Origin of the sequence: Streptomyces sp. NPDC050287, from assembly GCF_044459385.1 — a bacterium.
GTDB lineage: Bacteria > Actinomycetota > Actinomycetes > Streptomycetales > Streptomycetaceae > Streptomyces.
In genome coordinates this window covers 596,609-621,549 of the sequence record NZ_JBITIY010000004.1, presented here as the reverse complement: position 1 = coordinate 621,549, position 24,941 = coordinate 596,609, and the positions used below count along the sequence as shown (strand labels likewise).

23 protein-coding genes are annotated in these 24,941 nt (G+C 72.0%); 10 read left to right on the top strand and 13 right to left on the bottom strand.

Features of this window, described 5'->3' with window-relative positions:
* Positions 1–23 precede the first annotated feature (23 nt).
* From ACIBK3_RS17765 to ACIBK3_RS17755, 3 genes are read right to left on the bottom strand one after another with little or no spacing between them, the layout of a single operon-like run.
* On the bottom strand, positions 24–1,370 hold the full coding sequence (locus ACIBK3_RS17765; RefSeq protein WP_399366527.1) for an ABC transporter substrate-binding protein: 1,347 nt from the start codon (positions 1,368–1,370) through the stop codon (positions 24–26).
* 7 nt (positions 1,371–1,377) lie between these two features.
* Positions 1,378–2,298, bottom strand: coding sequence for a carbohydrate ABC transporter permease (locus ACIBK3_RS17760; protein WP_399366525.1), 921 nt, complete (start codon positions 2,296–2,298; stop codon positions 1,378–1,380).
* Positions 2,299–2,314: 16 nt separating this feature from the next.
* Positions 2,315–3,280 carry a carbohydrate ABC transporter permease gene (locus tag ACIBK3_RS17755; protein ID WP_399366523.1) on the bottom strand — a complete coding sequence of 322 codons (966 nt, stop codon included), beginning with the start codon at positions 3,278–3,280 and terminating at the stop codon, positions 2,315–2,317.
* A gap of 167 nt (positions 3,281–3,447) precedes the next feature.
* Between ACIBK3_RS17755 and ACIBK3_RS17750 the strand changes: the two genes are divergently transcribed.
* From ACIBK3_RS17750 to ACIBK3_RS17740, 3 genes are all read left to right on the top strand, one after another.
* On the top strand, positions 3,448–4,605 hold the full coding sequence (locus ACIBK3_RS17750; protein WP_399366521.1) for an ROK family protein: 1,158 nt from the start codon (positions 3,448–3,450) through the stop codon (positions 4,603–4,605).
* Positions 4,606–4,717: 112 nt separating this feature from the next.
* Positions 4,718–4,879 (top strand): hypothetical protein, encoded by a 162-nt coding sequence (locus ACIBK3_RS17745; RefSeq protein ID WP_399366871.1) that lies wholly within the window; start codon positions 4,718–4,720, stop codon positions 4,877–4,879.
* Between the two features lie 73 nt (positions 4,880–4,952).
* On the top strand, positions 4,953–5,774 hold the full coding sequence (locus tag ACIBK3_RS17740) for an EamA family transporter (RefSeq protein ID WP_399366519.1): 822 nt from the start codon (positions 4,953–4,955) through the stop codon (positions 5,772–5,774).
* A gap of 23 nt (positions 5,775–5,797) precedes the next feature.
* On the opposite strand, the gene ACIBK3_RS17735 is transcribed toward ACIBK3_RS17740, so the two are convergent.
* On the bottom strand, positions 5,798–7,183 hold the full coding sequence (locus ACIBK3_RS17735; protein ID WP_399366517.1) for a S1 family peptidase: 1,386 nt from the start codon (positions 7,181–7,183) through the stop codon (positions 5,798–5,800).
* 94 nt (positions 7,184–7,277) lie between these two features.
* Positions 7,278–8,303 carry a hypothetical protein gene (locus ACIBK3_RS17730; RefSeq protein ID WP_399366515.1) on the bottom strand — a complete coding sequence of 342 codons (1,026 nt, stop codon included), beginning with the start codon at positions 8,301–8,303 and terminating at the stop codon, positions 7,278–7,280.
* A gap of 25 nt (positions 8,304–8,328) precedes the next feature.
* On the opposite strand from ACIBK3_RS17730, the gene ACIBK3_RS17725 reads away from it, so the two are divergent.
* The gene (locus ACIBK3_RS17725) at positions 8,329–9,507 is read left to right on the top strand and encodes a MalY/PatB family protein (RefSeq protein ID WP_399366514.1); all 1,179 of its coding nucleotides are present in this window, start codon (positions 8,329–8,331) and stop codon (positions 9,505–9,507) included.
* Positions 9,508–9,581: 74 nt separating this feature from the next.
* Entirely contained in the window at positions 9,582–9,968 is a 387-nt protein-coding gene (locus ACIBK3_RS17720) for a PPOX class F420-dependent oxidoreductase (RefSeq protein WP_399366512.1), read from the top strand.
* 43 nt (positions 9,969–10,011) lie between these two features.
* Here the strand turns inward: ACIBK3_RS17720 and ACIBK3_RS17715 are convergent, their stop codons facing one another.
* The gene (locus tag ACIBK3_RS17715; RefSeq protein ID WP_399366510.1) at positions 10,012–12,807 is read right to left on the bottom strand and encodes an alpha/beta hydrolase family protein; all 2,796 of its coding nucleotides are present in this window, start codon (positions 12,805–12,807) and stop codon (positions 10,012–10,014) included.
* Between the two features lie 176 nt (positions 12,808–12,983).
* Between ACIBK3_RS17715 and ACIBK3_RS17710 the strand changes: the two genes are divergently transcribed.
* Positions 12,984–14,351, top strand: a complete 1,368-nt coding sequence (locus ACIBK3_RS17710) for a Gfo/Idh/MocA family protein (RefSeq protein ID WP_399366508.1) — start codon at positions 12,984–12,986, stop codon at positions 14,349–14,351.
* 7 nt (positions 14,352–14,358) lie between these two features.
* Here the strand turns inward: ACIBK3_RS17710 and ACIBK3_RS17705 are convergent, their stop codons facing one another.
* Together ACIBK3_RS17705 and ACIBK3_RS17700 are read right to left on the bottom strand one after the other, a co-directional pair.
* Positions 14,359–14,793, bottom strand: a complete 435-nt coding sequence (locus tag ACIBK3_RS17705; RefSeq protein ID WP_399366857.1) for a Zn-ribbon domain-containing OB-fold protein — start codon at positions 14,791–14,793, stop codon at positions 14,359–14,361.
* A 146-nt stretch (positions 14,794–14,939) separates the two neighbouring features.
* Complete coding sequence (locus tag ACIBK3_RS17700; protein ID WP_399366855.1) at positions 14,940–15,608, bottom strand: TetR family transcriptional regulator; 669 nt, start codon at positions 15,606–15,608, stop codon at positions 14,940–14,942.
* 253 nt (positions 15,609–15,861) lie between these two features.
* On the opposite strand from ACIBK3_RS17700, the gene ACIBK3_RS17695 reads away from it, so the two are divergent.
* The gene (locus ACIBK3_RS17695; protein WP_399366506.1) at positions 15,862–16,563 is read left to right on the top strand and encodes a peptidoglycan-binding protein; all 702 of its coding nucleotides are present in this window, start codon (positions 15,862–15,864) and stop codon (positions 16,561–16,563) included.
* A 113-nt stretch (positions 16,564–16,676) separates the two neighbouring features.
* Positions 16,677–17,168: a flavin reductase family protein gene (locus tag ACIBK3_RS17690; protein ID WP_399366504.1), complete on the top strand. Its 492-nt coding sequence runs from the start codon at positions 16,677–16,679 to the stop codon at positions 17,166–17,168.
* Positions 17,169–17,462: 294 nt separating this feature from the next.
* Here the strand turns inward: ACIBK3_RS17690 and ACIBK3_RS17685 are convergent, their stop codons facing one another.
* From ACIBK3_RS17685 to ACIBK3_RS17670, 4 genes are all read right to left on the bottom strand, one after another.
* Positions 17,463–19,844, bottom strand: coding sequence for a SpoIIE family protein phosphatase (locus ACIBK3_RS17685; protein ID WP_399366853.1), 2,382 nt, complete (start codon positions 19,842–19,844; stop codon positions 17,463–17,465).
* 239 nt (positions 19,845–20,083) lie between these two features.
* Positions 20,084–20,650, bottom strand: coding sequence for an antibiotic biosynthesis monooxygenase (locus ACIBK3_RS17680; protein WP_399366502.1), 567 nt, complete (start codon positions 20,648–20,650; stop codon positions 20,084–20,086).
* Positions 20,651–20,723: 73 nt separating this feature from the next.
* A complete protein-coding gene (locus ACIBK3_RS17675; protein ID WP_399366500.1) occupies positions 20,724–21,098 on the bottom strand; it encodes a hypothetical protein in 375 nt (124 codons plus the stop codon).
* A 323-nt stretch (positions 21,099–21,421) separates the two neighbouring features.
* Positions 21,422–22,345, bottom strand: coding sequence for a MurR/RpiR family transcriptional regulator (locus ACIBK3_RS17670; protein WP_399366498.1), 924 nt, complete (start codon positions 22,343–22,345; stop codon positions 21,422–21,424).
* Between the two features lie 187 nt (positions 22,346–22,532).
* Between ACIBK3_RS17670 and ACIBK3_RS17665 the strand changes: the two genes are divergently transcribed.
* The gene (locus tag ACIBK3_RS17665; protein WP_399366496.1) at positions 22,533–22,715 is read left to right on the top strand and encodes a hypothetical protein; all 183 of its coding nucleotides are present in this window, start codon (positions 22,533–22,535) and stop codon (positions 22,713–22,715) included.
* Positions 22,712–23,113 carry a DUF3662 domain-containing protein gene (locus ACIBK3_RS17660; protein ID WP_399366494.1) on the top strand — a complete coding sequence of 134 codons (402 nt, stop codon included), beginning with the start codon at positions 22,712–22,714 and terminating at the stop codon, positions 23,111–23,113. Before ACIBK3_RS17665 ends, ACIBK3_RS17660 begins: the two co-directional genes overlap by 4 nt.
* Before the next feature lie 77 nt (positions 23,114–23,190).
* On the opposite strand, the gene ACIBK3_RS17655 is transcribed toward ACIBK3_RS17660, so the two are convergent.
* Positions 23,191–24,930, bottom strand: a complete 1,740-nt coding sequence (locus ACIBK3_RS17655; RefSeq protein WP_399366492.1) for a phospholipid carrier-dependent glycosyltransferase — start codon at positions 24,928–24,930, stop codon at positions 23,191–23,193.
* Positions 24,931–24,941 lie beyond the last annotated feature (11 nt).

Here is a 24,941-nt window from a genome sequence, read left to right as displayed (position 1 = left end):
AGGCGTGTCCTTCACTGGTGGAGTCACTGGTCGAGGATGAGGTTGATCTGGCTGTTGGTCTGGTCGAGGCTGCTCACGGACTTGCCGTTGCCATAGATGTCTTCCATGGCCGGCTGCATGAGCGCGGTGACGTCCGCCGCGTAGTTGGTGATCGGGTAGGAGAAGGTTCGGAACTGCTTCTTGTCGGCCACGGGGTCGGTGAAGGCCGACACGTCGATGCCCTGCTTCTTGTACGCGGCGATGGCGGCGTCGGTGCCGGCTGGCGTGGCGGGGAAGACGACGCCGTATGTGCCGACGACCTTCTGGCACTTGTCCGAGGCCAGATACTCCACCCATTTCCGGGCGCCTGCCTTGTTCTTGGAGCCCTTGGTGATGGAGTCGGCGAGGCCGTTCATCATGGTGGCGCGCTTGCCGGTGGGCCCGACCGGTGTGAGGGCGGTCTTGATCTCCCTGCCCTTGAAGCCGTTGTACGTGGAGATCATCCAGGCCCCGTCGAAGGACGTGGCGGCCTTGCCCGCGGCGACCTGGGTGTTGGACTGGTTGGACTGGACGTTGTAGTCGGAGAAGGGGGCCATATAGCCCTTCTTCGCCAGCCCGAAGTACCACTTGATCGTGGACTGGAAGGTCTTGCTGTCGTACTGGTACTTCGTGCCCCAGCGGGCCTTGTCCGTGTAGTTCCATCCGGCGGACGCGGTGAAGGGGCTCCACTGGGTCTGGCCGTCGCCGTAGCCGCCGCCGTTGGAGGCGAGCCCGTACACCTTGACGTGGTTCTTGTCGAAGCCGGGCTCGTCACCCCGCTTGCCGTTGCGGTCGACGGTGAGGTGGGCGATGGCCTTCTCGAAGCTGCCGCCGTCCTTCGGGTTCCAGGAGAGGTTGTTCAGCTGCTCGGCGGTGAGGCCGGCGTCCTTGGCCATCTTGTCGTTGTAGAAGAGGGCGACGGTGTCCCAGTCCTTTGGGGTGCCGTAGCGGTGGCCGTCCTGGCCGATCCAGTTGGCGGCGAGGCCCGGCTGGTAGGCGGACTCCTTGACGTTCAGGTCGTCGAGTGGCTCCAGCACCTTCAGGTCGGCGAACTGGCCGAACTTCTGGATGTGGTCGGTGAACACGTCCGGCTGGGTGCCCGCGATGAACCCGGCGGTGAGCTTGGTCCAGTAGTCGCTCCAGCCCAATTGGGTGATCTTGACCTTGAGCCCGGGGTTCTCCTGCTTGAACCCTTTGGCGCAGGCCTGGTAGGCGGGCAGTTGGTTGGTGTCCCACAGCCAGTAGGTCACCGTGTTCGCGGACGCCCCGGTGGAGTCGCCCTTCGCGCAGCCGGTGACCAGGGACAGCGTCAGCGCGCCGGCCAGCGCCGCGATCGTACGAAGTCGTGTCACGGTTCCCTCACTTGATCCCGGTGAAGCCGATGGAGCTGACGATGCGGCGGGCGAAGCAGGCGAAGAGCACCAGCATCGGCAGTGCGGCGATCAGCGTCGCCGCCGACAGCCCGGACCAGTCGACGCCGGTCGCCGGGGTCTGCGCCCGGAAGATCGCCAGTGCCACGGTCAGCACTCGTGAGCTGTCGCTGTAGGAGACCATCAGCGGCCAGAAGTAGTCGTTCCATGCGGTGATGTACGTCAGTACGGACAGCGTGATGATCGGCGTGGACGCCATGGGGAGCACCACCCGGAAGAAGATCTTGACCTTTCCCGCGCCGTCGAGCAGGGCCGCCTCCTCCACCTCGCGGGGGATGTTCATGAAGAACTGCCGCAGGAAGAACACCGCGAACGGGGTCATGAAGAGGCTGGGCAGCGCGATGCCGAGCAGGGTGTCCACCAGGTGGAGCTGCTTGATGAGCACGAAGTTCGGCAGCAGCGTGAAGATGGTCGGCACCATCAGGCCGGCCAGGAACAGGCTGAACACCTTGTCCCGGCCGCGCCAGCGCAGCCGCGCGAAGGCGTAGGCGGCCATCGCCGAGAAGAAGATCTGACAGCCGGTGATCAGGGTCGAGACGATCACCGAGTTGAGCAGGTAGCGCCAGAAGTCCAGCCCGCCGCCGGCACCGCCCTGGGCGATCGCCTCTTTCGCGGACTGCAGCCCGAGCGCCCGCTCGAAACCGCTGGAACTGAGGTCGACCGGCAGTGGGTCGGCGGGGTTGGCGTTGAGCCCCGCGTTGGTGGACAGCGCGGTGCGCAGGATCCAGTAGAAGGGGAGCAGGGTGATGAGCATGATCAGGCCCATCACGGTCCAGGCGGCGATCCGGCCGGGGGAGAACCTGCGCCCGACCGGCCGTATCGCGGTCGTCGTCGTTGTCACGGCAGCCACGGTGAACTCCTTTCCGTCAGCCGAGGTCGGTCTGGCCGGCCCGGGTGAGCCGGTACTGCAGGACGGTGATCGCACTCAGCACGATCAGCAGGGCGACGGACATGGCCGAGGCGTAGCCGAACTGGAAGCGGCCGAAGGCGGAGCCGTAGATGTAGTACTGGAGTACGTTGGTCGCGTTCGCCGGGCCGCCCGCGGTGGTCACCGCGACGGTGTCGAACACCTGGAACGAGCCGATCACGGTCATGATCAGCACGACCGCCAGGACCGGGCGCAGCAGCGGCATGGTGATCCGCCAGAACATCCGCCACTCGCTCGCGCCGTCCACCTTGGCCGCCTCGTACATGTCGCCCGGTATCGCCTGGAGACCGGCGAACAGCAGCAGCGCGGTGTAGCCGACGTGCCGCCAGACGTTGATCAGCGCGATGGTGGGGATGGCCCAGGTCTCGTCGGCGAGGAAGGGGATGCGGTCGAATCCGAGGGCGGTGATGATCTCGTTGCCGATGCCGAGCTGGGTGTCGAGGATCCACAGCCAGACGAGGCCGGCCACGACGTTCGACATCAGGTACGGGGTGAGCACGATCCCTCGCAGCAGGGCTGACTGCGTCAGCCGCTGGAGCAGCACGGCGATCGCGAGGGCCGCGACCGTCTGCACCCCGATGTTGATGACCACGTACTCGACGGTCACCGTCAGCGAGTTCCAGAAGATCGGGTCGTGCACCATGCGCACGTAGTTGTCGAGGCCCACCCACTTGGCCGGGGTGAGCAGGTTGTAGCGGGTGAAGCTCAGATAGATGCCCCGCAGCGTCGGCCAGAGCAGGAAGATCAGGAAGCCCAGCAGGGCCGGCGCGATGAACACCGCGGCGAGCCGTCCGTCACCCCGGTTCTCCCCGGTCCGTGCCCGGTCCGTCCTCGGTTTGGTCCGTGTCCCCTCGGCGCCGCCCAGGGGCAGGCGCGAGGGTGGGCTGCTGGAGGCGATGGTCATCGGGAGACTCCCTTGTCCGCGGCGGCTCGTCCTCGGCCATTTACTTTTGCGGCGGAAGAATCCATGCGTCAAGGGTCGTGCCAACATCTTTTCCGAGACACCGGATGCGCCCTAGAGTGGTCACGTTGTTTTTGTGACGAAAAAAATCTCTGTGGGAGTCTGACCCTATGACCGCAGGTGCCAGCTGGCTCCCACTGAGCGCGGGGGAGCGCTCGGTGGCGATCGAGGTGCTCGTCCACGGCCCGATGTCGCGCACCGAACTGGCGCGCCGACTCGACCTCTCCCCGGGCAGCCTCACCCGGCTGACCAAACCGCTGATCGAGTCGGGTCTGCTGATCGAGGTCCCGGAGGCCGGCGCCCCGGCCGAGGCACGCCAGGGGCGCCCCTCGCAGCCCCTGGACGTCGTCGCGGAATCCCGCTCCTTCCTCGGTTTCAAGATCACCGAGGACATGGTCTACGGCGTCGTCACCACCCTGCGGAGCGACATCGTCGCCCGCCACGACCGCCCCCTCACCACCCACGACCCCGACCGGGTCGCCGACCTGCTGGCCGAGATGACCGCGGAGCTCACCCGCGAGCACCCGCGGCTGGCCGGCATCGGCATCGGCGTCGGCGGTCTGGTCCGCGACCGGTCCGTGGTGGGGGAGTCGCCGTTCCTGAACTGGCGCGAGGTTCCCCTGGCGGCGCTCGTCGAGGAGCGCACCGGGCTTCCCGTGATCGTCGAGAACGACGTCGCCGCCCTCGTCGAGGCCGAGACCTGGTTCGGCGCCGGACGCGGCTTCGACCGCTTCGTCGTCCTCACCATCGGCGCCGGCATCGGATACGGCCTCGTCCTGGGCGGCAAACGCGTGCCCTACGCCGAGGAGGACCGCGGCTTCGGCCGTCACTGGATCATCGACGCCAACGGCCCGCTCACACCCGAGGGCGAACGCGGCAGCGCCGTCTCCCTGCTCACCATCCCCAACATCCGCTACCAGGTGCAGGCCGCCACCGGCCGCGACCACACCTACGAGGAGATCCTCACCCTCGCCGCCGCCGGGGAGCCCATGCCGGCCCGCGTCATCGACGAGGCCGGGCGCGCCCTCGGCATCCTGGTCGCGCAGATCGCGAACTTCGTGCTGCCGCAGAAGATCCTTCTCGCCGGGGAGGGCGTCGGCCTGATCGACGTGGCCGGCAAGGTGGTGGACGACACCCTCCGTACCCACCGGCATCCGCTGGCCGCCCCGGTCGACCTGGAGACCAAGGTGTCCGACTTTCACGACTGGGCCCGCGGCGCCGCGGTGTTGGCGATCCAGGTGCTGGTGCTGGGCGCGGCGGAAGCGTGAAGTCCGGGACGCGGGTGGGCATTTGGACGTGATCAGCAACACGGTCCGTAATGTCCGTTTAGCTCGTGATGACTCACATCGTCTTCACCTCGGGCGCCGTATGCTTCACATCATGTCCACCCGTGTTGAACCCGCTACCGAACGCTCGGCTGACGAGGTCAACGAGGAGATCCGGGCGCTGTGGCTCAGGTCGGGCGGGACACTGAACGGCGAGCAGCGTGAGGAATACCGGCGCCTCGTCCTCGAGTGGGCCGCCGCGTCCCCCCGTCGGTGACGGCGCTCTGACCGCCGTCTGAGGGCCGCTGCCGGCAGGCATCGGTCCGCGCCCCCGGGGCACCCCTGACCGAATGGGCCCCCTCCTCGCTCTGGCCTCCGCCGTCACCTACGGCATCGTCGACTTCGCCGGCGGGCTGTTGTCCCGCCGTGCCCACTTCGCCGCCGTCACCTTCCTCGGCCAGCTGGGCGGCCTCGTGCTCGCGTGCGTGGCCGCCCTGCTGCTGCCCGCCGACGCGATCCACCCCGTGGACCTCCTGTGGGGTGCGCTGTCCGGCGTGGGCAGTGGCACCGCCATGCACTTCCTCAACCGCGGACTGAGCGGCGGCGCGATGAGTGTGGTCGTGCCCGTCAGCGCGGTCACCGCAGTCGCCCTGTCCGTGCTGTGCGGTGTGCTCCTCGGTGACCGGCCCGAGCCGCTGGCCTGGGCCGGCATCGCCGTCACGGCCCCCGCGCTCTGGCTCGTCTCCGGCGGCGGCACGGACACCGGCCGGGGAACGGCGGACGGGCTGCTGGCCAGCGCGGGTGTCGCCGTGCAGTACATCGCGCTCGCCCAGGCAGGTCCGGCCAGTGGACTGTGGCCGGTGGCGGCGGGCCGGGTCGCCGCCGTCCTGCTCCTGCTGCCCGGCGCGGCCCGCCACACCGGCCGCCTGAGGATGCCGCCCGCCCTGCTGGTCCGGGCGCTCCTGGTCGGAGCGGGCGCCGCGCTCGGACTGGTGCTGTATCTGCTCGCCGCCCAGCGGCAGTTGCTGGCCGTCGCCGTGGTCCTGGCCTCCCTCTATCCGGCCCTCCCGGTCATCCTCGGACTGGCCCTCCTGCGCGAGAAGGTCAGCGTGAGACAGACGGCGGGCCTGCTGGGCGCGGCTGCCGCCACCGTCCTGCTGACCCTCGGTTGAGGCGGGACAGGCCGAGGGGCGGGTCAGTTCCAAGTGGCCGAGTAGTACTGCCGGTACGCCTTGCGGTCCTGCTCGGCGCGGATGAACCGGGTGGCCGCCAGCGCGACCAGACTGCCCGCGATGACCAGCAGACCGGGCCCCACGTTCCGGGGATCCGTGAGCCGGGCCAGCAGCGGCTCCGCGCTCGCGCCGCCGCCCGCCGGCGCCGACGAGCCGGGCGAGGCCGCACCGGGGTCGGCAGCGTTCTGCGGCGAGGAGGCGGACGGCGCCGCGGAGGCCTTGCCGTTCGCGCCACCGGCGGCCGGGGCCGCCACCAGCAGCTTGACGTTCAGGTCGGCCAGCGCCTTCGTCACCGGCTGGAAGAACGTCGTACCGCCGCTCGTGCAGTCGCCGCTGCCGCCCGAGGTCACCCCGAGCGCGATCCCCTCGGAGAACATCGGGCCGCCGCTGTCACCGGGTTCGGCGCACACGTTCGTCTCGATCAGGCCGGTGACGGTGCCCTCCGGGTAGTTGACCGTGGCGTTGAGCCCCGTCACCTCGCCGTCGCGCAGCCCGCTCGTGCTGCCGCTGCGGAACACCCGCTGCCCGACGGTCGGATCGGCCGCGCCGGTGATCTGCACGCCCTTGCCGTTGCCGATGGCCACCACGGCGGCTCCGTCGCCCGCCTTGCCACCCTCGTACTGCACCAGGGAGAAGTCGTTGCCGGGGAAGCTCTGCGTGACCGTCTTGCCCAGCCGTGCGCTGGCCTGGGAGTCCTCGAACCAGATGGAGCCGGTGGGTCCGCAGTGTCCGGCGGTGAGGATGAAGTCGCTCTGCCCGTTGGTCACGTTGAAGCCCGCCGAGCAGCGGCCGCCGGTCGACAGGATGGGCAGCGCGCCGTTGACGCGGGGGGTGAAGCTGCCCTGGGTGCGTTCCATGCGGACGAAGCTGCCGATGCCGCCGGCGACCTGGGTCATCCGGGACCAGTCGTCGGCCGAGACGGTGCTGTCCCCCCGTACCACGACACGGTTGGTGCGGTAGTCCATCGCCCAGGCGGTGCCCGGCACCCGGGGCGCCGAACGCAGCGTCGAGGTCGCCGACTTGAGCTCGTTCATGCTGTGCGACACCATCTTGGCCTCGGCGCCCGCCGCGCGGACCGCGGCCGCCGCGTCCTTGTCGGTGACCGCGACCACCGGCCGCCCGTCGGAGCCGATCCAGGTGCCCGCCGTACGGGACGGCCCGAGCCGCCGGACGAGCCCCTCGCCCATGGTCCCGGCCTGCCGGGCCTGCTGGGCGAACGTGTGCGGAGCGGGGACGGCTGGAGTCTCACTGGCCATGGCCCGTGTCACCATCGTCCCTCCGAGGAGGAGTCCGCCGACGGCCGCCAGCCGTGTCACTCGCCGGACGACCCGTCGTCGTGCGTGCCTCATGCCTGGCTCCCGAACCCCGAACTCACGGTCAACGCCGCGGGGCACCCGCTTGGTTGGGCACCCTCCTTCCATACGTGGCCCAGGGCGGCGGCGTTCACGGCACGGGTGATCTCTCCTCGTCCGCCGAGACGAGCTCCGCCCAGCTGAGCTCGTCGCCCCACACGGACGCCCGGTCGACGTAGGGGCGCAGCAGGGTGGTGAGCGGTCGGTCGCCGCGTCCGTTCAGCTCGTCCGAGGCGATCTTGCGGGCGATGCCGGCGAGGAAGTCGGCGACCTGCACCCGGGCATCCCGCCGCGCCTCCACCAGTTGGAGACCGGCGAGGGCCACGCCCGCCCGGCGGCTGGTCTCCTCGATCCAGGCGATGCGTTCCGGCGTCAGCATGTTCTGCCGGTCGTGCACCAGCCGGACCGGCCGTCCGCCCGCGCTCCAGTACGCGGCCGTGCTGACGACGGCGGGCAGCAGCGGGTTGAGGAGCGGGACCAGTGTGGGACCGTCCCCGACCCCGGCCCGGTAGGCGTCGGCGCGGGGCCGGGCCGCTGCGAGCCGGTCGAGGACGTCCGACACCGCCGCCCGGGGACGCGCCCGCCGCAGGGCGTCCACCTCACGGAAGAAGCCCGCCACGGGCGCCTCGGGCTCCCCGTCGTTCCTGACCCGCAGCAACTGGTTGGCCGCCGCGAGGAACGCCTGCCACCGCTCCTGACCGAACTCCCGCCGGCCCGCGCGGAACAGTACCGCGGCGTCGGCCGAACCGGGGCCGAGGAGCAGGTCGACGGCCCGGTCCACGACCAGGAACGTCTTCTCGATCAGATGCACATGAGCCTGCCCGTGGATCGGGCCGGCCGGCGCGAGCAGCCACTCCAGCACCGCCCGGTGCTTCTCCCGCAGCAGATGGTTCGCCTTGTACTCCTCCGCCGGCGACCGGATCCGGTCCCGGATCTCCCGCACGGCCGCGGCGGCCGACTCCACGGACAGCCGCACGCTCGCGTGCGCGAACACATCGGTGTTCCCGCCGGTGAGGTTCTCCCCGTCCGACCCCGACTCGTCGCAGCCGACCTCCAGGACGCCGCCCGCCGGCACCGGCGCCGTCGCCCGTACGCCGTCCTCATGACTCCAGGTCACACCGCAGCCCCCTTATCTTGTCCGCATGACCAGGATCCCGCACGAACCGTCCGGTGAACCGAATCCGCTGCGCTCCCTCACCCTCGACCGGCTCCGTCGTCGTACCAGCATGAAGTGGCGCACCTATCCCGAGGACGTCCTGCCGGTGTGGGTGGCCGAGATGGACGTCCCGCTCGCCGAACCGGTCGTCCGCGCGGTCACGGACGCGCTCGCGCTCGGCGACACCGGCTACCCCGCCGGCACCGCGTACGCCGAGGCGCTGGCCGCCTTCGCCGGCAAGCGGTGGGGCTGGGACGGGCTCGCCGTGGAACGCACCGCGATCGTGCCCGACGTGATGCTCGGCGTCGTCGAGATGCTCAAACTGGTCACCGGACCCGGCGATCCGGTGGTCGTGAACCCGCCCGTGTATCCGCCGTTCTTCCCGTTCATCGAGCACATGGACCGGACGGTGGCCGAGGCCCCGCTGGGCACGGACGGGCGCCTGGACCTGGACACCCTGCAGGAGACCTTCCGGCGGGCCGTGGCGGACGGGCGGCGGGCCGCCTACCTGCTGTGCAGCCCGCACAACCCGACCGGCACCGTGCACACCGCAGACGAGCTGACCGCGGTCGCCGCCCTCGCCGACCGGTACGGCGTCCGGGTGGTCGCCGACGAGATCCACGCACCGCTCGTCACCGACGGCGCCCGCTTCGTGCCGTACCTCGGCGTGCCGGGCGGCGAGAACGGGCTGTCGCTGATGTCGGCGTCCAAGGGCTGGAACCTGGCGGGCCTGAAGGCGGCGCTCGCCGTCGCGGGGCCCGGGGCCGCCGCCGACCTGGCCCGGCTGCCGGAAGAGGTCGGGCACGGTCCGAGCCACGTCGGCGTGATCGCCCACACCGCCGCCCTGCGCGAGGGCGTCCCCTGGCTGGACGCCCTGCTGGCCGGCCTCGACGACAACCGGCGCCTGCTCGCCGACCTGCTCGCCGAGCACCTCCCCGCGGTCGTCCGTCACCCCGGTCAGGGCACCTACCTGGTCTGGCTCGACTGCCGTGCCCTCGGCCTCGGCGACGATCCGGCCGAGACCTTCCTGCGCCGCGGCCGGGTGGCCGTCAGCTCCGGGCTCCCCTTCGGGACCGGGGGCGCGGGGCACGTACGCCTGAACCTGGCGACCTCGCCGGAGATCCTTGAGGAGGCGGTACGGCGGATGGCGGCGGCGGTCGGCTGACGGGCAACGGCCTCCACCGACGTGGTCCGGTCCCGGAAGCCCCCGGCGGCGGGAGAGTCTCCTGGACTTCCGCCATGGACGAGACGGCGTCGGCGCGCCTGGGCGCGGGCAAGTATCTGCTGCTCACCAGCTTCCGGAGGAACGGCACCCCGGTCGCCACCCCGGTGTGGGTGGTGCGCGACGGCGACACGCTCGGCGTGTGGACCGCCGCGGACTCCGGCAAGGTCACACGCATCCGGGCCCGCGGCGACGTCCTCGTCTGGCCCTGCGACATGCGCGGCCACCCGACCGGCGACCAGATCCCCGCCACCGCCGAGATCACCGACGCGGCCACGGTCGCCCGCTACCGGCAGCTCATCAAGCGCGAGTACGGCGTCGTCGGCCGCCTCACCCTGCTCGGCAGCAGGCTGCGCCGCGGCCTGGACGGGACGGTCGGCATCCGGGTCACCTTCGACGCATGACACAGGGGGCGAGCCGCGCGGCCCGCCCCCTGTGACGGTCGGGCTACGGCGCGTCCAGCACCGTGCCGGTCGCCTCCGGTCCGCCCTCCTGCGGCTCACCCCCGTCGTCGGCGAGCCGGAAACGCACCGACTCGGCCGGCTCGGCCACCGTGTCCGCGACGGTCGGCACGGACATCTCGGCGCTGGTCTGCCCGGCGGGCACGCCCGCCTGCAGGTAGAGATGCGCCTCGGACAGCGGGAGCTCCGGGTCCGGGGAGACACCGAAGTTGTCCGCCAGCCACTGAGGATCGACGTCCTTGGTGGACAGCTCCGCACCCTCGGCGGGCCCGGTCGCCATGAGGAAGGGCCACACCTCCACGTCGGCCGCCTCGGACAGCGTCACCCGCCAGGTCAGCGGCTGCCCCTCGGTCACCCGGTCCGCGACCGGCGTCACGCCGATCTTCGGAAGGGGGTCGTCGTTCCGCACGGTGACCCCGCCGCGGTACGAGCCGATGACCGCCCCGTGCACCGCCTTCACGGCGATGTCGTGCTCCATGTCGTACGCGTAGCGGGTGTTGCCCGTCACCTTCACGGACACGTCGATGTCCCGGCCGCCGGGCCGGACCGTCACCAGCCGGTCCTTCGCCGCGCCGGTCTCCGGGTCGATCGCGTACACCCGCACCTGACCACTGCCCTGCCCGGCCACCCGCACCGGGATCCGGTACGTGCGGACACCGGAGTCGCCCTCCTGCACCGTCGTACGGCCGATGTCGACGCGCGGCAGCGCGGCCGCCCGGACCGCCGGCGTGCCCGGACGCCAGCCCCACGCGTCCATCAGCCAGGCCTGGCCCGAGCCCGAACGCGGCGTCAGCTCAAGGGACTTGATGTGCTTGAGGTCGAGCCCCGCGCGGGCGGCGGCCGACAGAGGTACGCGCACCTCGCGCGCCCAGTACGAGGTCGTATTGTCACTGCCCGGCAACCCGTCCACCCGGACCCCGCCGAGCGCGGCCCGCTTGCCGGAGGCGTCGGCGACGGCCACGTCGAGCCGCGTGCCGGTGGTGTTCGGCGGCACGATCACCCGCAGCGCCAGGTCCTCGGCACCGGCGAGCGAGAGCGGCTTGTCGGGGCGCACCCGCGCCACCGATCCGGGAGACGACCAGCGCAGCGCCACGGCACGGCGTCCGCTCTCGCGCTCCGTGTCCCAGCGCGCGAAGTGCGGGGAGGCCGCGGAGGATTCGGGGTCCAGGCAGGAGACGGCCGGGTCCGGATCCACCGCCGAGCACAGCCGGCCGCCGGTCACCTTCACCGGTCCGTCCGGCAGGAACCCGGCGCCGCGCCGCGCGCCGACGGCGTGCGTCAGCACCCGGGCGGGATCCGCCGAGGGAGCCCGGCGGCCCGAGCCGTCGAGCAGCGGGCGGACCTTGTCGTCACCGGCGACGAACAGCCGGGCCGCCGCGGCGATGTAGGTCGCCCCGGCCTGGTGCTGCTGGCCGGCGGTCAGCCGGGTCGGGGCGCCCACCGAGCACACCGGGTCCTTCTGATCCCCCTGCTCCTCGCCCTCCCAGAAGTCGTCCCAGGAGGGCGCCTCGGACTGGCCCGGGGTCCACTCGCTGTTGAAGTAGTTGTGGTTGGCGCCGACCATGTACACGGCGCTGTGCAGGGCGCTGCCCCGGCTCACCCCGCGCGTCCCGTCGACGTACACCTCGCCCTGGAGGTCGGACACGTCGCCGTCGCAGCCGGGCAGGATCGTCACCGACGGCACGTCCGCGACCGGATTCTGTCCGAAGATCGTCGGTCCGATCAGCACGGTCCCGCGCACCTTCCAGCGCACCGGGCCGCGGTAGCCGTCCTGGTCGGCGGGTGGCGGGTAGAGGCTGTCCATGGCGGCCCGGTTGACGCCCTCGCCGCCGCGTGAGTGTCCGACCAGCAGAACGCGCGACAGGTCTGCCTTCGGCGCGGTGCGTACGACGGCGGGTGCCGTGGCCGGGTGGGCGGCCCAGTCGGCCCAGCGGGCCAGGTGCTGCCGCACGAGAGAGGAGCGCGCCTGGGCGCCGGCGTCCGCGAGACCCCCGTCCTGGCCGTTGACGCCGTTGGCCGAGATCGACACGGTGACATAGCCCTGGGAGGCCAGCAGTTTCTGGTCCTGCAGATAGCCCTTGTGGCTGGGGATCTCCTTCATACCGGCCGGGCAGGGCCAGTCGATGTTCACGTCGTCCTCGGTGCCGCCCGGCTTGTAGCAGGTGGGGTGCCGGCCGTGCAGGAAGAGCGCGAGGGGGCGGCTGCCGGCGGCGCCCTTCGGGGCCACCACCTCGGCGCGCATCTCGACCGGCGCCGAGAGCCCGGGCAGGCGCACCGGGGCGAGGTCGTACTCACCGCTGACCGTGCGGTACGAGCCCGGCTTCCCGGGGTCGACGGCCCCGGCCGGCAGGGCAGCGGGCGGCTGCGCGACGGCGCGGGAGCCGCGTTCGCGGGACTCGGCGGCCGTGTCGGTGGGCGCGTCCAACCGACGGCCGGCGGCCACCACTTGAAGACCTGTCAGTTCCGCCGCGCGGACCTCGTCGAGGCGCAGGCGGAACGTCCGCCCGTCCTGCCCCGCCGACGGCACTCCGAGCAGCCGGTTCCCGGTGTGGAACTCGACGCGTGCGTCCCCCATGGGCACCCGCTGCGGAGCACGCCACACCAGTTCACGCGCGGCGCCCTCTCCGGCGACCCGCCAGCCGGGCGGAAGCCCGTCGGCTGCGGTCGCCGCGCTCAACGGCTGCGGCTGTCCGGGCTCTTGGGCCTGTGCCAGTCCGGGCGACCCCGCCAGGGCCGCCAGCACCGCCACGGCGGTCACACCTATTCGCCGGGCACGGATCAATGGTCCTCTCCTCAACCCCCCGAACGCGGGCGCCCGTCCGTCCCGGGAGCCTCACGTGTCACAGAGGACGGGTAAGAGAGTCCTGTGGGTTGTCTTTGAAGGGGAAGCGGTCAGCGGCGAGCGATGCGATCAAGCCAGCGGGCGTAGCCGGCTCCCGCGCGGGGGAAGCGCTTTCCATGAGCCGAACCAACCGTCACCGGGCCGTCGTCGTCGGCACCGGGCACCGTGCCCAGATGTTCACCCGGGCCCTCGCCGAACGCCCAGGCCACCTCGTCGCCGCCCTCTGCGATCCCAGCCCCACCCGCATGGCCTTCCACAACGGCCTGTTGACCGCGGCCGGCGAACCCGCCGCCGCCCAGTGGGAACCGGACCGCTTCGACGAACTGCTCGCCGAGGAGGACATCGACGAGGTCGTCGTCACCACCGTCGACGCCGAGCACGACCGCTACATCGTCCCGGCCCTGAAAGCCGGCTGCCGGGTGGTCACCGAGAAGCCGATGACCGTCGACGCGGACCGCTGCGCGCGCATCCTCGACACGGTCCGGGACACCGGCAACTCCCTGACCGTGGCCTTCAACTACCGCTTCAACCCCGTCCACGAGAAGGTCCGCGCGCTGCTCGCCGAGGGCGCGATCGGCGAGGTCCTGTCCGTGCACTTCGAGTGGCTGCTCGACGTACGGCACGGTGCCGACTACTTCCGCCGCTGGCACCGCGAGAAGCGCAACAGTGGCGGCCTCATGGTGCACAAGTCGAGCCACCACTTCGACCTCGTCAACTGGTGGCTCGCCGACGAGCCGCAGGAGGTCTTCGGCTACGGACGGCTCGGCTTCTACGGCCGTGCGGCGGGCGAACGCCACGGACTGCGCCGGGACTACGACCGTGCCCACGGCGCCGCCGCGGCGGCCGACGACCTTTTCGCCCTGGACCTCGCGGCCGACGACACCCTGCGTGCCCTCTACCTCGACGCCGAACAGGACGACGGCTACCTGCGCGACCGCAACGTCTTCGACGGTCCCGTCACCATCGAGGACGACATGGCCGTCCTCGTCCGCTACGGGGCCGGCCCGACGATGACCTACCACCTCACCGCCTACTCCCCGTGGGAGGGCTACCGGGTGATGTTCAACGGCAGTGCGGGCCGGCTGGAACTCGAGGTGGAGGAGAGCCGCTGGCAGCCGCCCCGGGCCCGGATCACCTCGGGCAGCGGCGCCGTGCACGGCGACACCGCCGCCGAACACGCGGGCGGGGCCCGCCTCACCCTGCGACCGCTGTGGCGGCCGCCGGTCGACATCCCGCTGGTCACCGCGCACGAGGCGCACGGCGGCGGCGATCCGCGCATGCTCGACGCGCTCTTCGGACCCGTGAACCCGGCGCACCCGTCGGATGCCGGCGCCGGAACCCACCCGACGGCCACCGAACGCGACGGCGCCCTCGCACTGGCCGTCGGACTCGCGGCCAACCAGTGCTTCGAGTCGGGGCTGCCGGTGCGGGTGTGCGACGTGGTACCCGGAACAGGGGAGCGGCGACCGCGCGAGTCCGCCTGACGGAGTGTCAGCTCCAGGCGCGGTACGGCTCGTCGATCAGCTGGAAGACCGGCTCACCCCGGACCGGGTCCTTCGCGGTGGACAGCCGTACCCGGTCCCCGCTGTGGATGCCGATGGGCGGGCCCATCACCCGGCCGCGCAGGACGAAGCCCTCCGCCATCTCGATCAACGACACATTGCGCGCGGCGGGGGTGTTGCGGTGCACCACCGTGGAGTGGCGGACCGTCCCGGTGCCCTCGCTGCGCTCCGTCCGCAGGTCGCTGCCCTGGCAGACCGGACACAGCAGCCGGTGGAACATGGCGGTCCCGCACCAGGTGCAGCGCTGGAACAGGATGGTCTCCGAGCCCGAGCCCGAGCCGCGCGGATCGGGCCTCCCGGGATCCAGGAGCCCCGCCGCGGAACCGGCTGACTGACGGGCAACGCTTCCTGAGGGGTGGTACACGCTGGTCAACTCCCTGCGCTCGGCCGGAATCCCGCGTGCCCGGGTCACCGCGCACGCGTGTGCCCGGTTCACCGTGCCACCGCGCACGCCCTCAGCGTATGGCACTGAGTGTCACTCGTAAAGGCACTGCGTACCCCAAGTATGGGTCAGTCCCGAGCCAGTGCGGTCTCGACCTCCTGGACCACCCGCCACAGCGGCGCCCCGCGCCGGGAGACGACCACCACCACGTCCTCCGGCTGCTCGACGCGGGCCGCCGCCGGAGCCGTACCGAAGGCGGACTGCACGTAGCCCAGCGCGTGGTCGACCGTGGCGCTCGCGTCGCTCTGCCCGTCCGAGCGCAGCCAGGAGCGCAGCGCGTTGTTGTGGGCCGCGACCACGGCCGCGGCGATCACGTCGGCCTGCAGGGTCCCGTCGGGCCGCCCCGCGAACCGTGCCCGCAGGTACTCGGCGAGGGCCCGCTCGTAGCGCCACACCACGGACAGCTCGTACGCGCGCAGACCCGGCACCTTCTTGGTCAGGCGATAGCGCTGGACGGAGAACGTCGGGTTCTCGGCGTACATCCGCAGCACCAGCCGGGCCGCGTCGCAGACCCGCCCCACGGGTTCCTCGGTGCCGTCGCCGGAGGCCAGGAACTCCGTCATGTCGGCCAGACAGCGCTCGTGGTCGGGGAAGACCACGTCCTCCTTGGAGGGGAAGTAACGGAAGAACGACCGGCGTCCGACGCCGGCGAGCGCCACGATGTCGTCGACGGTGGTCTGCTCGTACCCCCGCTCCAGGAACAGCCGGAAGGCGGCCGCCACCAGCGCGTCCCGCATGGGCGGCTTCGCGGTCGCCGGGTCCGGCTTCCTCGCCTTGGCGGTGTTCTCGGCGGTCTCGGCGGTCTCGGAGCTCATGGACGCCGAACGTAGCATCCGGTCGCGACGCATGGCACTCAGTGCAGTGATCCGAGGGAACTGAGTGCTGCGGGCCGGCCGGAGCGAGGTCCGCTGAACTCCTCGCCCGACCGGCACGTATCCCTTCCCGGGGGATGCCGGGGGTCCCTGCGCAGGGGACGGAAGGAGACCAGCAATGCCGACACCGCCCGACGAGGGCGCGCCTGAGGACAGGCCGCCCCTCGAACCGATCCGGGTGCTGCGCCCGCGTCGCACCGACGCTCTCGCCGAGCTGATCAGGGAGTACCGGGAGCAGAGCGGCCGGTACCAGCCGGTGACGCAGCAGCCCACGCGTGGCGCCGACGCGGCGGGGCCGATGCCCGTGGTACGGCCGCACGCCGAGGAGGAGACACAGGAGCTGCCGCCCGTCTTCGGCGACCGCCGCCCCCCGGAACCCGTCGCCCCTCCCCGCGACCGGCCGCGCGGCCTGCGCCGTATCGCCGTCGGGGGAGCCGTGGCCGGTGCCGCCGTGGTCGGCTTCGGCTGCGCGCTCCTGCTGCCCGGCCGCAGCGACGCGAGCGCCGAACCGGCTCCCGCCTCGCCCCCGCCCGCCTCGGCCGAGCCGGCCCCGACCCCCTCGGGCGGCGGCGCGTTGGACCCCGACGGCCCCGGCACCCTGCGGGAAGGATCCAGCGGCCCGGAGGTGACCGACCTCCAGCACCGTCTGCTGCGCATCCCGAACGTGTACGACAACGGCTCCACCAGCGGCCGCTACGACACGACCCTGACCGAGGCGGTGGCCCGCTTCCAGCTCTGGTACGGCATCCGCGGCGACGAGACCGGCGTCTACGGCGACGACACCCGGCTCGCTCTGGAGTCCCGTACGAAAGCGGAGTGACACCGGGCCGCGTGCCTCCCGGGGGCGGAATCCGCCCCCCGTGGGTACCCGGGCCGTGGTGAGCCGGGCCGAGGCACCGGCCGTGGGCGACGGGACGAGCGAACGGAGCGAGCATGGCGGACGTGGACGCGTTCATCGACCGGCTGGACCCCGACATGTGCGTGGTGACGGCCGTGGCGGGCGGCGAACGGGCCGGGTGTCTGGTCGGATTCTCGTCCCAGTGCTCCATCCGGCCCCAGCGCTTCGTGGTGTGGCTGTCCAAGGCGAACCACACCTGCCGGGTGGCGGGGGCCGCCCGGCATCTCGCCGTGCATCTGCTCACCCGGGAACAGCGGGAACTGGCCGAGCTGTTCGGCTCCCGCACCGGCGACGACACCGACAAGTTCGCCCACGTCCGCTGGCGGGAGGGACCCGAGGGAGCCGTCGTACTGGAGGACGTGGCGGCCTGGTACGTCGGTACGGTCACGCTGCGCGCCGACGCGGGCGATCATGTCGGGTACGTCCTCGACCCGGTGTCGGGCGGCGGGCTGGACGGCGGCGACGGGGGGCCGCTGCTGCGGCTCGCGGACGCGGTCGACATCCCGCCGGGGCACCCGGCCGACTGACGTGGCGCTCCGGTACTCGAACAGCGGGCAACGTGTCGGGAAAGTGACGGTGACGAGGGGTGTCCGGACGTCATCATGGGCAATCCTCTGTCAGGGGTCCCGAACGTCCTGAACCGAAGGCCACGCCGATGAGCGGCTCCCGTATCCCGGGCCTGGTGGTGCCCGCCGTATTCCTGCTGGCCCTCGTCGTGGGCGTGTTCTGGTACTGGGGGCACCGCGACGACGACTGAGCCGGCCGAGTCGATCGCCGGCTGTGCCGCCTGTGCCACGTCACGTCAGGTGCCGAGGCGCCTGTCACTCGGGCTTGTCGGTCTTGTCGGGCACCTGGATGTCGACGACACAGACGTCGTCCCGTCGCTCCTCCTCCAGCACCGCGGCGAGCAGCGGTGCCAGAGAACCGGGACCGGCCTCGCGAGGGGCCACGACGGCATCGGCGAGCCGTCGCAGGCCCAGGTCGATGCCCTCAGTGGGGCGTTCCACCAGCCCGTCCGTGTACAGCAGGAGCCGGTCGCCCGGCCGCAGGCGGCACTCCGCCTCCTCGTAGACCGGTGTGGGGCTCGCCCCGAGCAGCATCCCGCGCGGGCGGCCGAGGAAGCGCACCTCGCCGTCGCGCAGCAGCAACGGCGGCGGATGGCCGGCCTGTGCCCACACCAGGCGGCGCTCGGCCGCGGTGTAGCGGGCCAGCACCATGGTCGCGGTGCCGTGGGAGTCCCGGGAGTGCAGCAGCAGGGCGTTGAGCCGGGCCAGCGCGCCGGTCAGCGAGGAACCGGTGATCACCATGCCCTTGGCGGTGAAGCGCAGCTGCGCCATCGTGGCGACGGCGTCGATGCCGTGACCGGCGACGTCACCGACCACGAACAGGGCGTCGCCGTCGGGCAGTTCGATGGCGCTGAACCAGTCACCGCCGACGTACAGTCCCGACTGGGCGGGCAGATAGGCGACCTCGACCCGCAGTCCGGCCAGCCGCACCGGGCGGGTGGGCAGCGGCAGCAGCGCGTGCTGCAGGCGGGTGGCCAGCGTCCGCTCGGCGCGCAGCACGCCGTGCTGGGCGAGGATCTCCTGCTCGCTTTCCACCAGGGCGAGTTCCACGCTGCGCTGCGCGGTGAGGTCCTGGATGAAGCCGTGCACCTCGACGGGGGTGCCGTCGACGTCCGCCACCGCCTCGGCGACGGCCCGCAGATGACGGAGCCCGCCGCCCGCCCGGATCCGGAACGGCACGTCGAACGGCCGCCCGGTGCGCACCAGTTGGCGGATCGCCCGGGCCAGTGACGGGGCGTCCTCCGGCAGTGCGTGGGCCGGCAGGTCGGTGAGGGGAATGGGGCCGTCGGCGGGATCGCGGTCGAAGATGGCGAAGACCTGGGAGGACCAGCCGGCCTCGCGGGAGACCAGGTGCCAGTTCGCCCAGCCCAGGTTGCCCAGGCGCTGCACGTCCGACAGCCGCTGCTCCTGCCGGTCAGAGGACTCCCGCCGGATCCAGGTGAGGACCAGTCCGCCGCCCAGCCGGGACGCCCGTATCGAGTAGGGGGAGACGCCCGCGGCGCCGGCCACGACCTCCTCGTGGGCGAACGGCTCGCCCTCGTACGGCTCCCCGGTGTTCAGGGCGCTCAGACAGCCCTCCCACAGCCGGTCGCCGGCCATGCTCGGGAAGCACTCCAGGAGCCTGCGGCCGACCAGTTCGCCGCCCGTACGGCCCACGATGTCGACCGCGTCCGCCGTCGCGGCGTCGATACGGTAGTCCTCGACCTCCCCGGACAGCGCCCGCAGCGGCGTCAGCAGCATCGCCGCTCCCGGCAGCGAACCGAAGACGGCCTGGGCGGCGTCGGCGGCGGGGTCCTGGTCCCGCGGGGTGCCGAAGGCGCGCAGGCGTCCGGCGCACAGCCGGGCCACCGCCCGCAGCAGCCGCCGCACCGACGGACCGAACGAACCGCCACGGACCCGCAGGACGCCCACGCAGACGTCGGTGGTGTCGCCGACGGGCACGGGCAGCCAGGCACGGGAGCCCCAGCGCTCGGGTGGATCCCCTATGAGCAGATATCGCTCCCGGTCCCCGTCGATGTTCTCCAGCCAGCGCGGCTGACCCGCCCGCAGGGCGTCCAGCGCGGCTATGCCGCTCAGCGGTGGCACCTGGCACCACTGGGCGGCGAGGGTGTCGTCGATGCCCGCGTGCCCGATCAGCCGGAGCCCGCCGGCGGGCAGTCGCCGGTAGAGCATGACCGCGTCGGCCTCCACGTCCCGCGCGAGGTGCTCCAGCAGGCACCGGGCGAGCTCTTGCGGGGTGTCGACCCGGACCAGCGCCTCACCGAGGCGGCCGAGCACGGCGAAGTCGTCGTCCTCGGCGTCGCCGGAGTCCGTCCGGTCCCGCAGGGCCGGGAAGCCGACGCCGACCGCGTCGGACGACGAGTCGCCGGGGGCGTCGGCGACGGGGCCGGGGTCCGGTACGGCGGCGCGCAACGGGGGAACCAGACCGCCGAGGATGATCCAGCACTCCTCCAGCAGCGTGCGGTTCGCCGCCTTCGCCCGTTGCAGCAGCTCCTCGCCGGCCGCGTCCGGGGCGCATCCGGTCAGTGCCATCAGGGCGCCCTTGGCCCGCTCCAGGACGGCCGCCGTCGCGGCCTGGGTCCGTAGCCGTTCCATCTCCGCACGCTGCCGGGCAACAACCTGCGCCAGCGCTCCCATGTCGGGCGCGGCGCCGGGCTCGGCCGGACTGGCGGGCTCGCTCGTCACTCGTCGAGCATTGCACATCGGACGCGCTCCGATCACGGGCTTGGGTGCGCGGATATACCGTGCGCCCAAGCCGCTCACCGGCCCGGCCCGCTCACGCGCCGGGCCCGCTCACCGGCCCGGCCCGTCACTCGCCGCGCCCGCTCGCCCACTCACGCGCCAGGCCCGTTCACGGCCACCTCGCCCCTGTGGTCTCAGCTGTCCGGTGACCGGTACAGCCACAGCCGCAGCAGGCGGCTGAGCGACGGCATCACGAGGTACGTCAGCACGGGCAGCAGCACCACGGGGAAGACGGCGGCGCGCAGCGGCAGGGGCCAGGCGGTGGTGGCGGGTGTCACCAGCCACTGGATCAGCAGCGTGAACGGATAGGCGCCGAGGAAGGTGGTGAGCACCATCTTCCATCGGGGCGGTGCCTGCACGGTCGTGCCGGGCAGGCTGAACCAGGCCTCCATCCCGGTCGTCGACTGGCGTTCGCTGCCGACTTCCGTCGCGATGTCCTCGATCCGGCGGTGCCAGCCGGCCCGCTCGTCCGACTCCAGCCAGGCGGCGAGCCGGTGCGGATCGGACCAGCGCAGCACCGCGTGGAAGCGGTGACCGCCCTCCGGGCGCAGCCACGAGACACCCTCGTTGCCCGGGAACCGTCTGGCGCAGTCGGCGATCCCGTGCGTCCACTGCTCGAACTCGTGCTCATGGCCGGGGCGCACCTGCCAGGTGAGGACCGTGGTGACCGGTTCGCCGCGTCGGACTTCGGTGGTGCTCATGTTCGCCACGGGTGCCACGGGAGAGGCGGGTCATGCCCCGCGGGCGCGGGGAGGTGTCGGGAAAACCGGGGCTTCAGCGGCCGTGGGCGTGGTCCACCAGGGCCTGGGTGACCGCCCGGACGCTGCGCGCGATGTGCTGGAGCTGCAGGACCTCCGCCGCGTACAGCTTGATCGTGTGCTCGATGACCGACTCCGGCAGCCCGAGTCCGGGCAGATCGGCCCGGGCCGTCTGCAGGGCGGTGCGGGCGACCCGGATCTCGTGCTGGACCTGGATCTGCGCGTGCCGGGCGAGCAGCACGGGGTGGCGGATCAGCGCGGGATAGCTGGCGTAGCGCGCCGGGACCAGTTCGCGCAGCCACTTGGACGCCGAGCGTTCCCAGTCGTAGCTGCCGGGAGTCTTGACCTGGCACGGCCAGTCCGGGCGGGTGCGCGTCGTCGTCAGGGGCATGGTCGTCGCCTCCGGTTGTGCGGCGTCGTGAGGGTGGTCCGACGAGGTGGCGGCGGCCCCGGCCCGGGGATGACCGGGGCCGCCACGGGCGCTCGCGCAGGCGATGCCCGGCCGAACACCCCCGGCGCCGACGCGGGTAGGAGACGGCGCCTTCGGGTGTCCGCAGGTGCGGAACGTGTCCCGGTGCGGCCCGGGGTGCGATCCGTGAGCAGTATTTATATATGCCGTGCACTTTGCAAGGAGCATGAAAACATTCATGCGCGATATGAGGCGTCTGATACCGGTCTGTCCTGTGTGAGGAGGGAGTGGGGAGAGAGTGCGGATCAGTCCCGGAGGAAGAACTGGTGCTGGTCGGAGATCTGCTCGTACTCCTCCAGCCGCGCCTGGGTGCGTTCCGGGTCGGCGTCCGTCATGGCCTGAAGCAGCGCGGCGGCCATCACGCCGGGGGCGGCGTAGGAGTCGAAGACCAGACGGGAGCCGGTGCCGGTGGCGAACACCGCGTCCGCCTCGTCGGCCACCGGTCCGAGGGCGAGGTCGGTGATCAGCGCGACCTTCAACCCGGCGCTGCGGGCGACCTGTACGGCGGTGAGGGTCTCCTGGGCGTGCCGGGGCATCGAGAACGCCAGTACCCAGGTGCCGCCGGCCTCCCGGGACTGCAGCAGCGCGTCGTAGGCGACGCTGCCGCCGCGCGTCACCAGCCGTACGTCGGGATGGACCCGGCGTGCCGCGTACGCGAAGTACTCCGCCAGGGACGCCGAGATGCGCAGGCCCAGCACGGTCAGCGGGGTCGACCGGGACAGTTCACGGCCGACACCGATCACCTGGTCGGGATCGACGAAGTCCCGGCGCAGGTTCTCCAGGTTCTCGATCTCGGCGTCGACGGCCGCCTGGAGCTCGTTGCTCCCGTTCTCCTCCGCCGTCGCGGGTCCGCCGGCCAGGGCGCCGAGCGCGATCGACTGGAGCTTCTCCCGCAGCGAGGGGTAACCGCTGAAGCCCACCGCCGCCGCGAACCGGGTCACCGAGGGCTGGCTGACCCCGACGCGCTCCGCGAGATCGGTGATCGACAGGAAGGCCGCCTCGGTGATGTGCTCGATCAGGTACTGGGCGATACGGCGCTGACCGGGGGACAGCCGGGGCCCGTCGAAGAGTGCCCTGAGCTGGGACGTCGGGGAGCCCTCCGCCTCCGGTGCGGTCCTGCCCGAGGTGATCGAGGATGCCTGTGCACGTGCCTGCTGCGGCGATGGCACCGGTGCGCCTCCTTTGTCTCCCACAGGGACTCAACATAGCCGACCGGCCTGGTGACCAGGGCTTGTGCGGCCTCATCCGGCCTCGGGAGAAGGAGGTACGGATATGCGGACGCGGGACGGGAACCCGCCCGCCACAGACGATCACCGCCGACAGACAACAGACGACGTCAGACGAGGAGCGACCTTCATGACCGTCCCCGAGGAGAACCGCCCCAAGACCGAGGCGACCGACGAACTCCTGGAGCAGCACGGGGAGAACGCGCCGCGGGCGACCGGCGCCACCGGCCGCACGTTGCGGGAGGCCCTCGAAGAGGCCGAGGTCCGGCCTGACGACTTCAAGGACGAGACGACTTCGAGGAGGACTGAATGAGCGCGATCAGCGCGCTGGAACAGGCCCTGGAGAACCGGTGGGAGGCCCTGTGGGCGCGGGTCGTCGACAAGGAACCGGTCGAACTCCTCGACGCGTTGCGGCGTGAGTGCGACAGCAACGTGGTCGTCTGCAGCGAGAGCCGGGTCGTGGTCCCCAACGCCTACGAGGTGGAACTCGCCGACCACGTGCACGACGAGCTCACGCGCAGCGGCAGCCGTGTCGGCCAGGAGCTCACGGACAGCCTGATGCGGCACGCCGAGGAGAAGGGCTACGAATGGGCGGGGCCGCTCACCGTGCATCTGACCCGGTCCTCGGACGTGCCCAACGGCCGCTACCGCGTGAACAGCGGCGTGATGACCCACGTCAGCGCCGAGGGCTTCCACCAAGTGACCCACTAGACCCGTCAGGTGACCCACGAGACCCATCATGAGACCTGTGAGACCCATGAGAGGCCTGCGAGACCCATGAGGGCAGGTCACCGCCGGTAGATCGTGATCGAGTGACCGACCTCGTCGATCGGACGGCTGCTGTCGATCAGCTCGGCCAGCCGCCCGGTCGCCTTGGCGGCCGCGGAGTCCGACACGACCAGCAGCCCACGTACCGCCGGCTCGGGCACGTCGAGCGGGTCGTCGCCGTCGACGCCGTAGAACGACGGCAGGCCGCTGCCCTTGTACACGAGCCAGATCCGCTCGCCGCGGTACCGCTCGCGCAGCCGGTCGGCGAGCCGGCCGAGGTCCTGGCCCCAGTCGACGTTGGAGTCGTGCAGCCTGAGCCGGGTCGTGGCCGGCCCGCCGAACGCCTCGTTGGAGTACGGCAGATAGTAGGGACAGGTCCGCAGCGAACTCACCGCGACGAACAGCACCAGCGCTCCCGTCACGAGCGGCGCCCACCGCCACCGCACGAGGACGACACCGCTCGCGGCCACCGCCAGGAACATCGGCAGGAAGACCACGTAGCGGGTTCCGAAGTCCCGCGCCCCCTCCATCGCCACGGCCAGCAGTACGGCGGAGGGGACGAGCAGATACGGCGCCGAGGGCCGCAGCCTGCGTACCGCCGGCACCACGACGGCGCCGGCGGTCCACAGTGCGAGCATCCCGAGCGGGGTCTTCACCAGCAGCGCGGCCGGCAGGTAGTACCAGAGGGACCCGGTGTACAGCCGGCCGAACAGGAAGCCCTGCCAGGGCTGGTTCTCCAGGTGGAACTGGACCCGCATCCCGTCCCGGTACGCCTCCGGGAACGGCAGCAGTTGGACGAGCAGTCCGCGCAGCCCGCGCACCGTGGGCACGTGCTGTTCGGGCGTCCAGCGCAGCCGTGGGTCGACGACCAGGTACGACGCCCAGACGACGGCGAGCGCGGCCAGCGCGACCACGCCGGCTCCCGCGGCTGCCCGCAGCAGTGTCCGGCGGCGGGACCCAAGTCGGTCGGCGTGGGCGTACCACCCCGAGACGCCGGCCAGCGCGAGCAGCACCGGTACCGCCGCCAGCATGTTCATCTTCGTGGCCACGGCTGCTCCGAGCGCCGCCCCGGCGAGCGGCAGGTACCGCCGCGGCCGTCGGCGGGCCCGCCACAGCAGCCACACCGACGTCAGCAGGAACCCGGCCGCCGGAACGTCCAGTGTGGCCAGCGAGCCGTGGGCGATGACGTCGGGGGAGAAGGTGTACAGCGCGAGCGCCAGCAACCCGCCCGCCGCGCCGGCGAGTTCGCGGGCGAAGGCGAACACGACGAGCCCGAAGAGCAGCGTCAGTGCGATCACCGGGAGGCGAGCCCACAGCATCAGCCGCCACGGGTCGTTGCCGGACTCGTACAGCAGGTGCTGCCCGAGCCGGCTCTGGTCGCCGGTGAAGGACGCGTCGACGTGCGGGTCGGCGAGCGCCACCCCGGTGGCGATGACCAGTTTGCCGAGCGGCGGATGCTCGGGGTTGTGGCGCAGCCGGTGTTCGTGGAGGTACTCGGCGGCCGTGGCGACGTACACCGGTTCGTCGATGGTCGGCGTCTGCTGGACGGCCGTCGTCACCATCGCGACGGCCATCTGGGCGAGCAGCAGCACCATGAGGAGCGGCACGAGCCACCGCCGGCCCGACCACCCCGGCGACCGTCCGGCGGGCGCGCGGAGGGGCGTTACGGGGTCCAGGACCGGGTGCGTCACGCGTGCCATCTTCCGCCCCGCGGTGACACCGGGGCGGGCGGTGGCGGGAGCGGGCGAGCGGCGTCTCATGCGCCTACCCT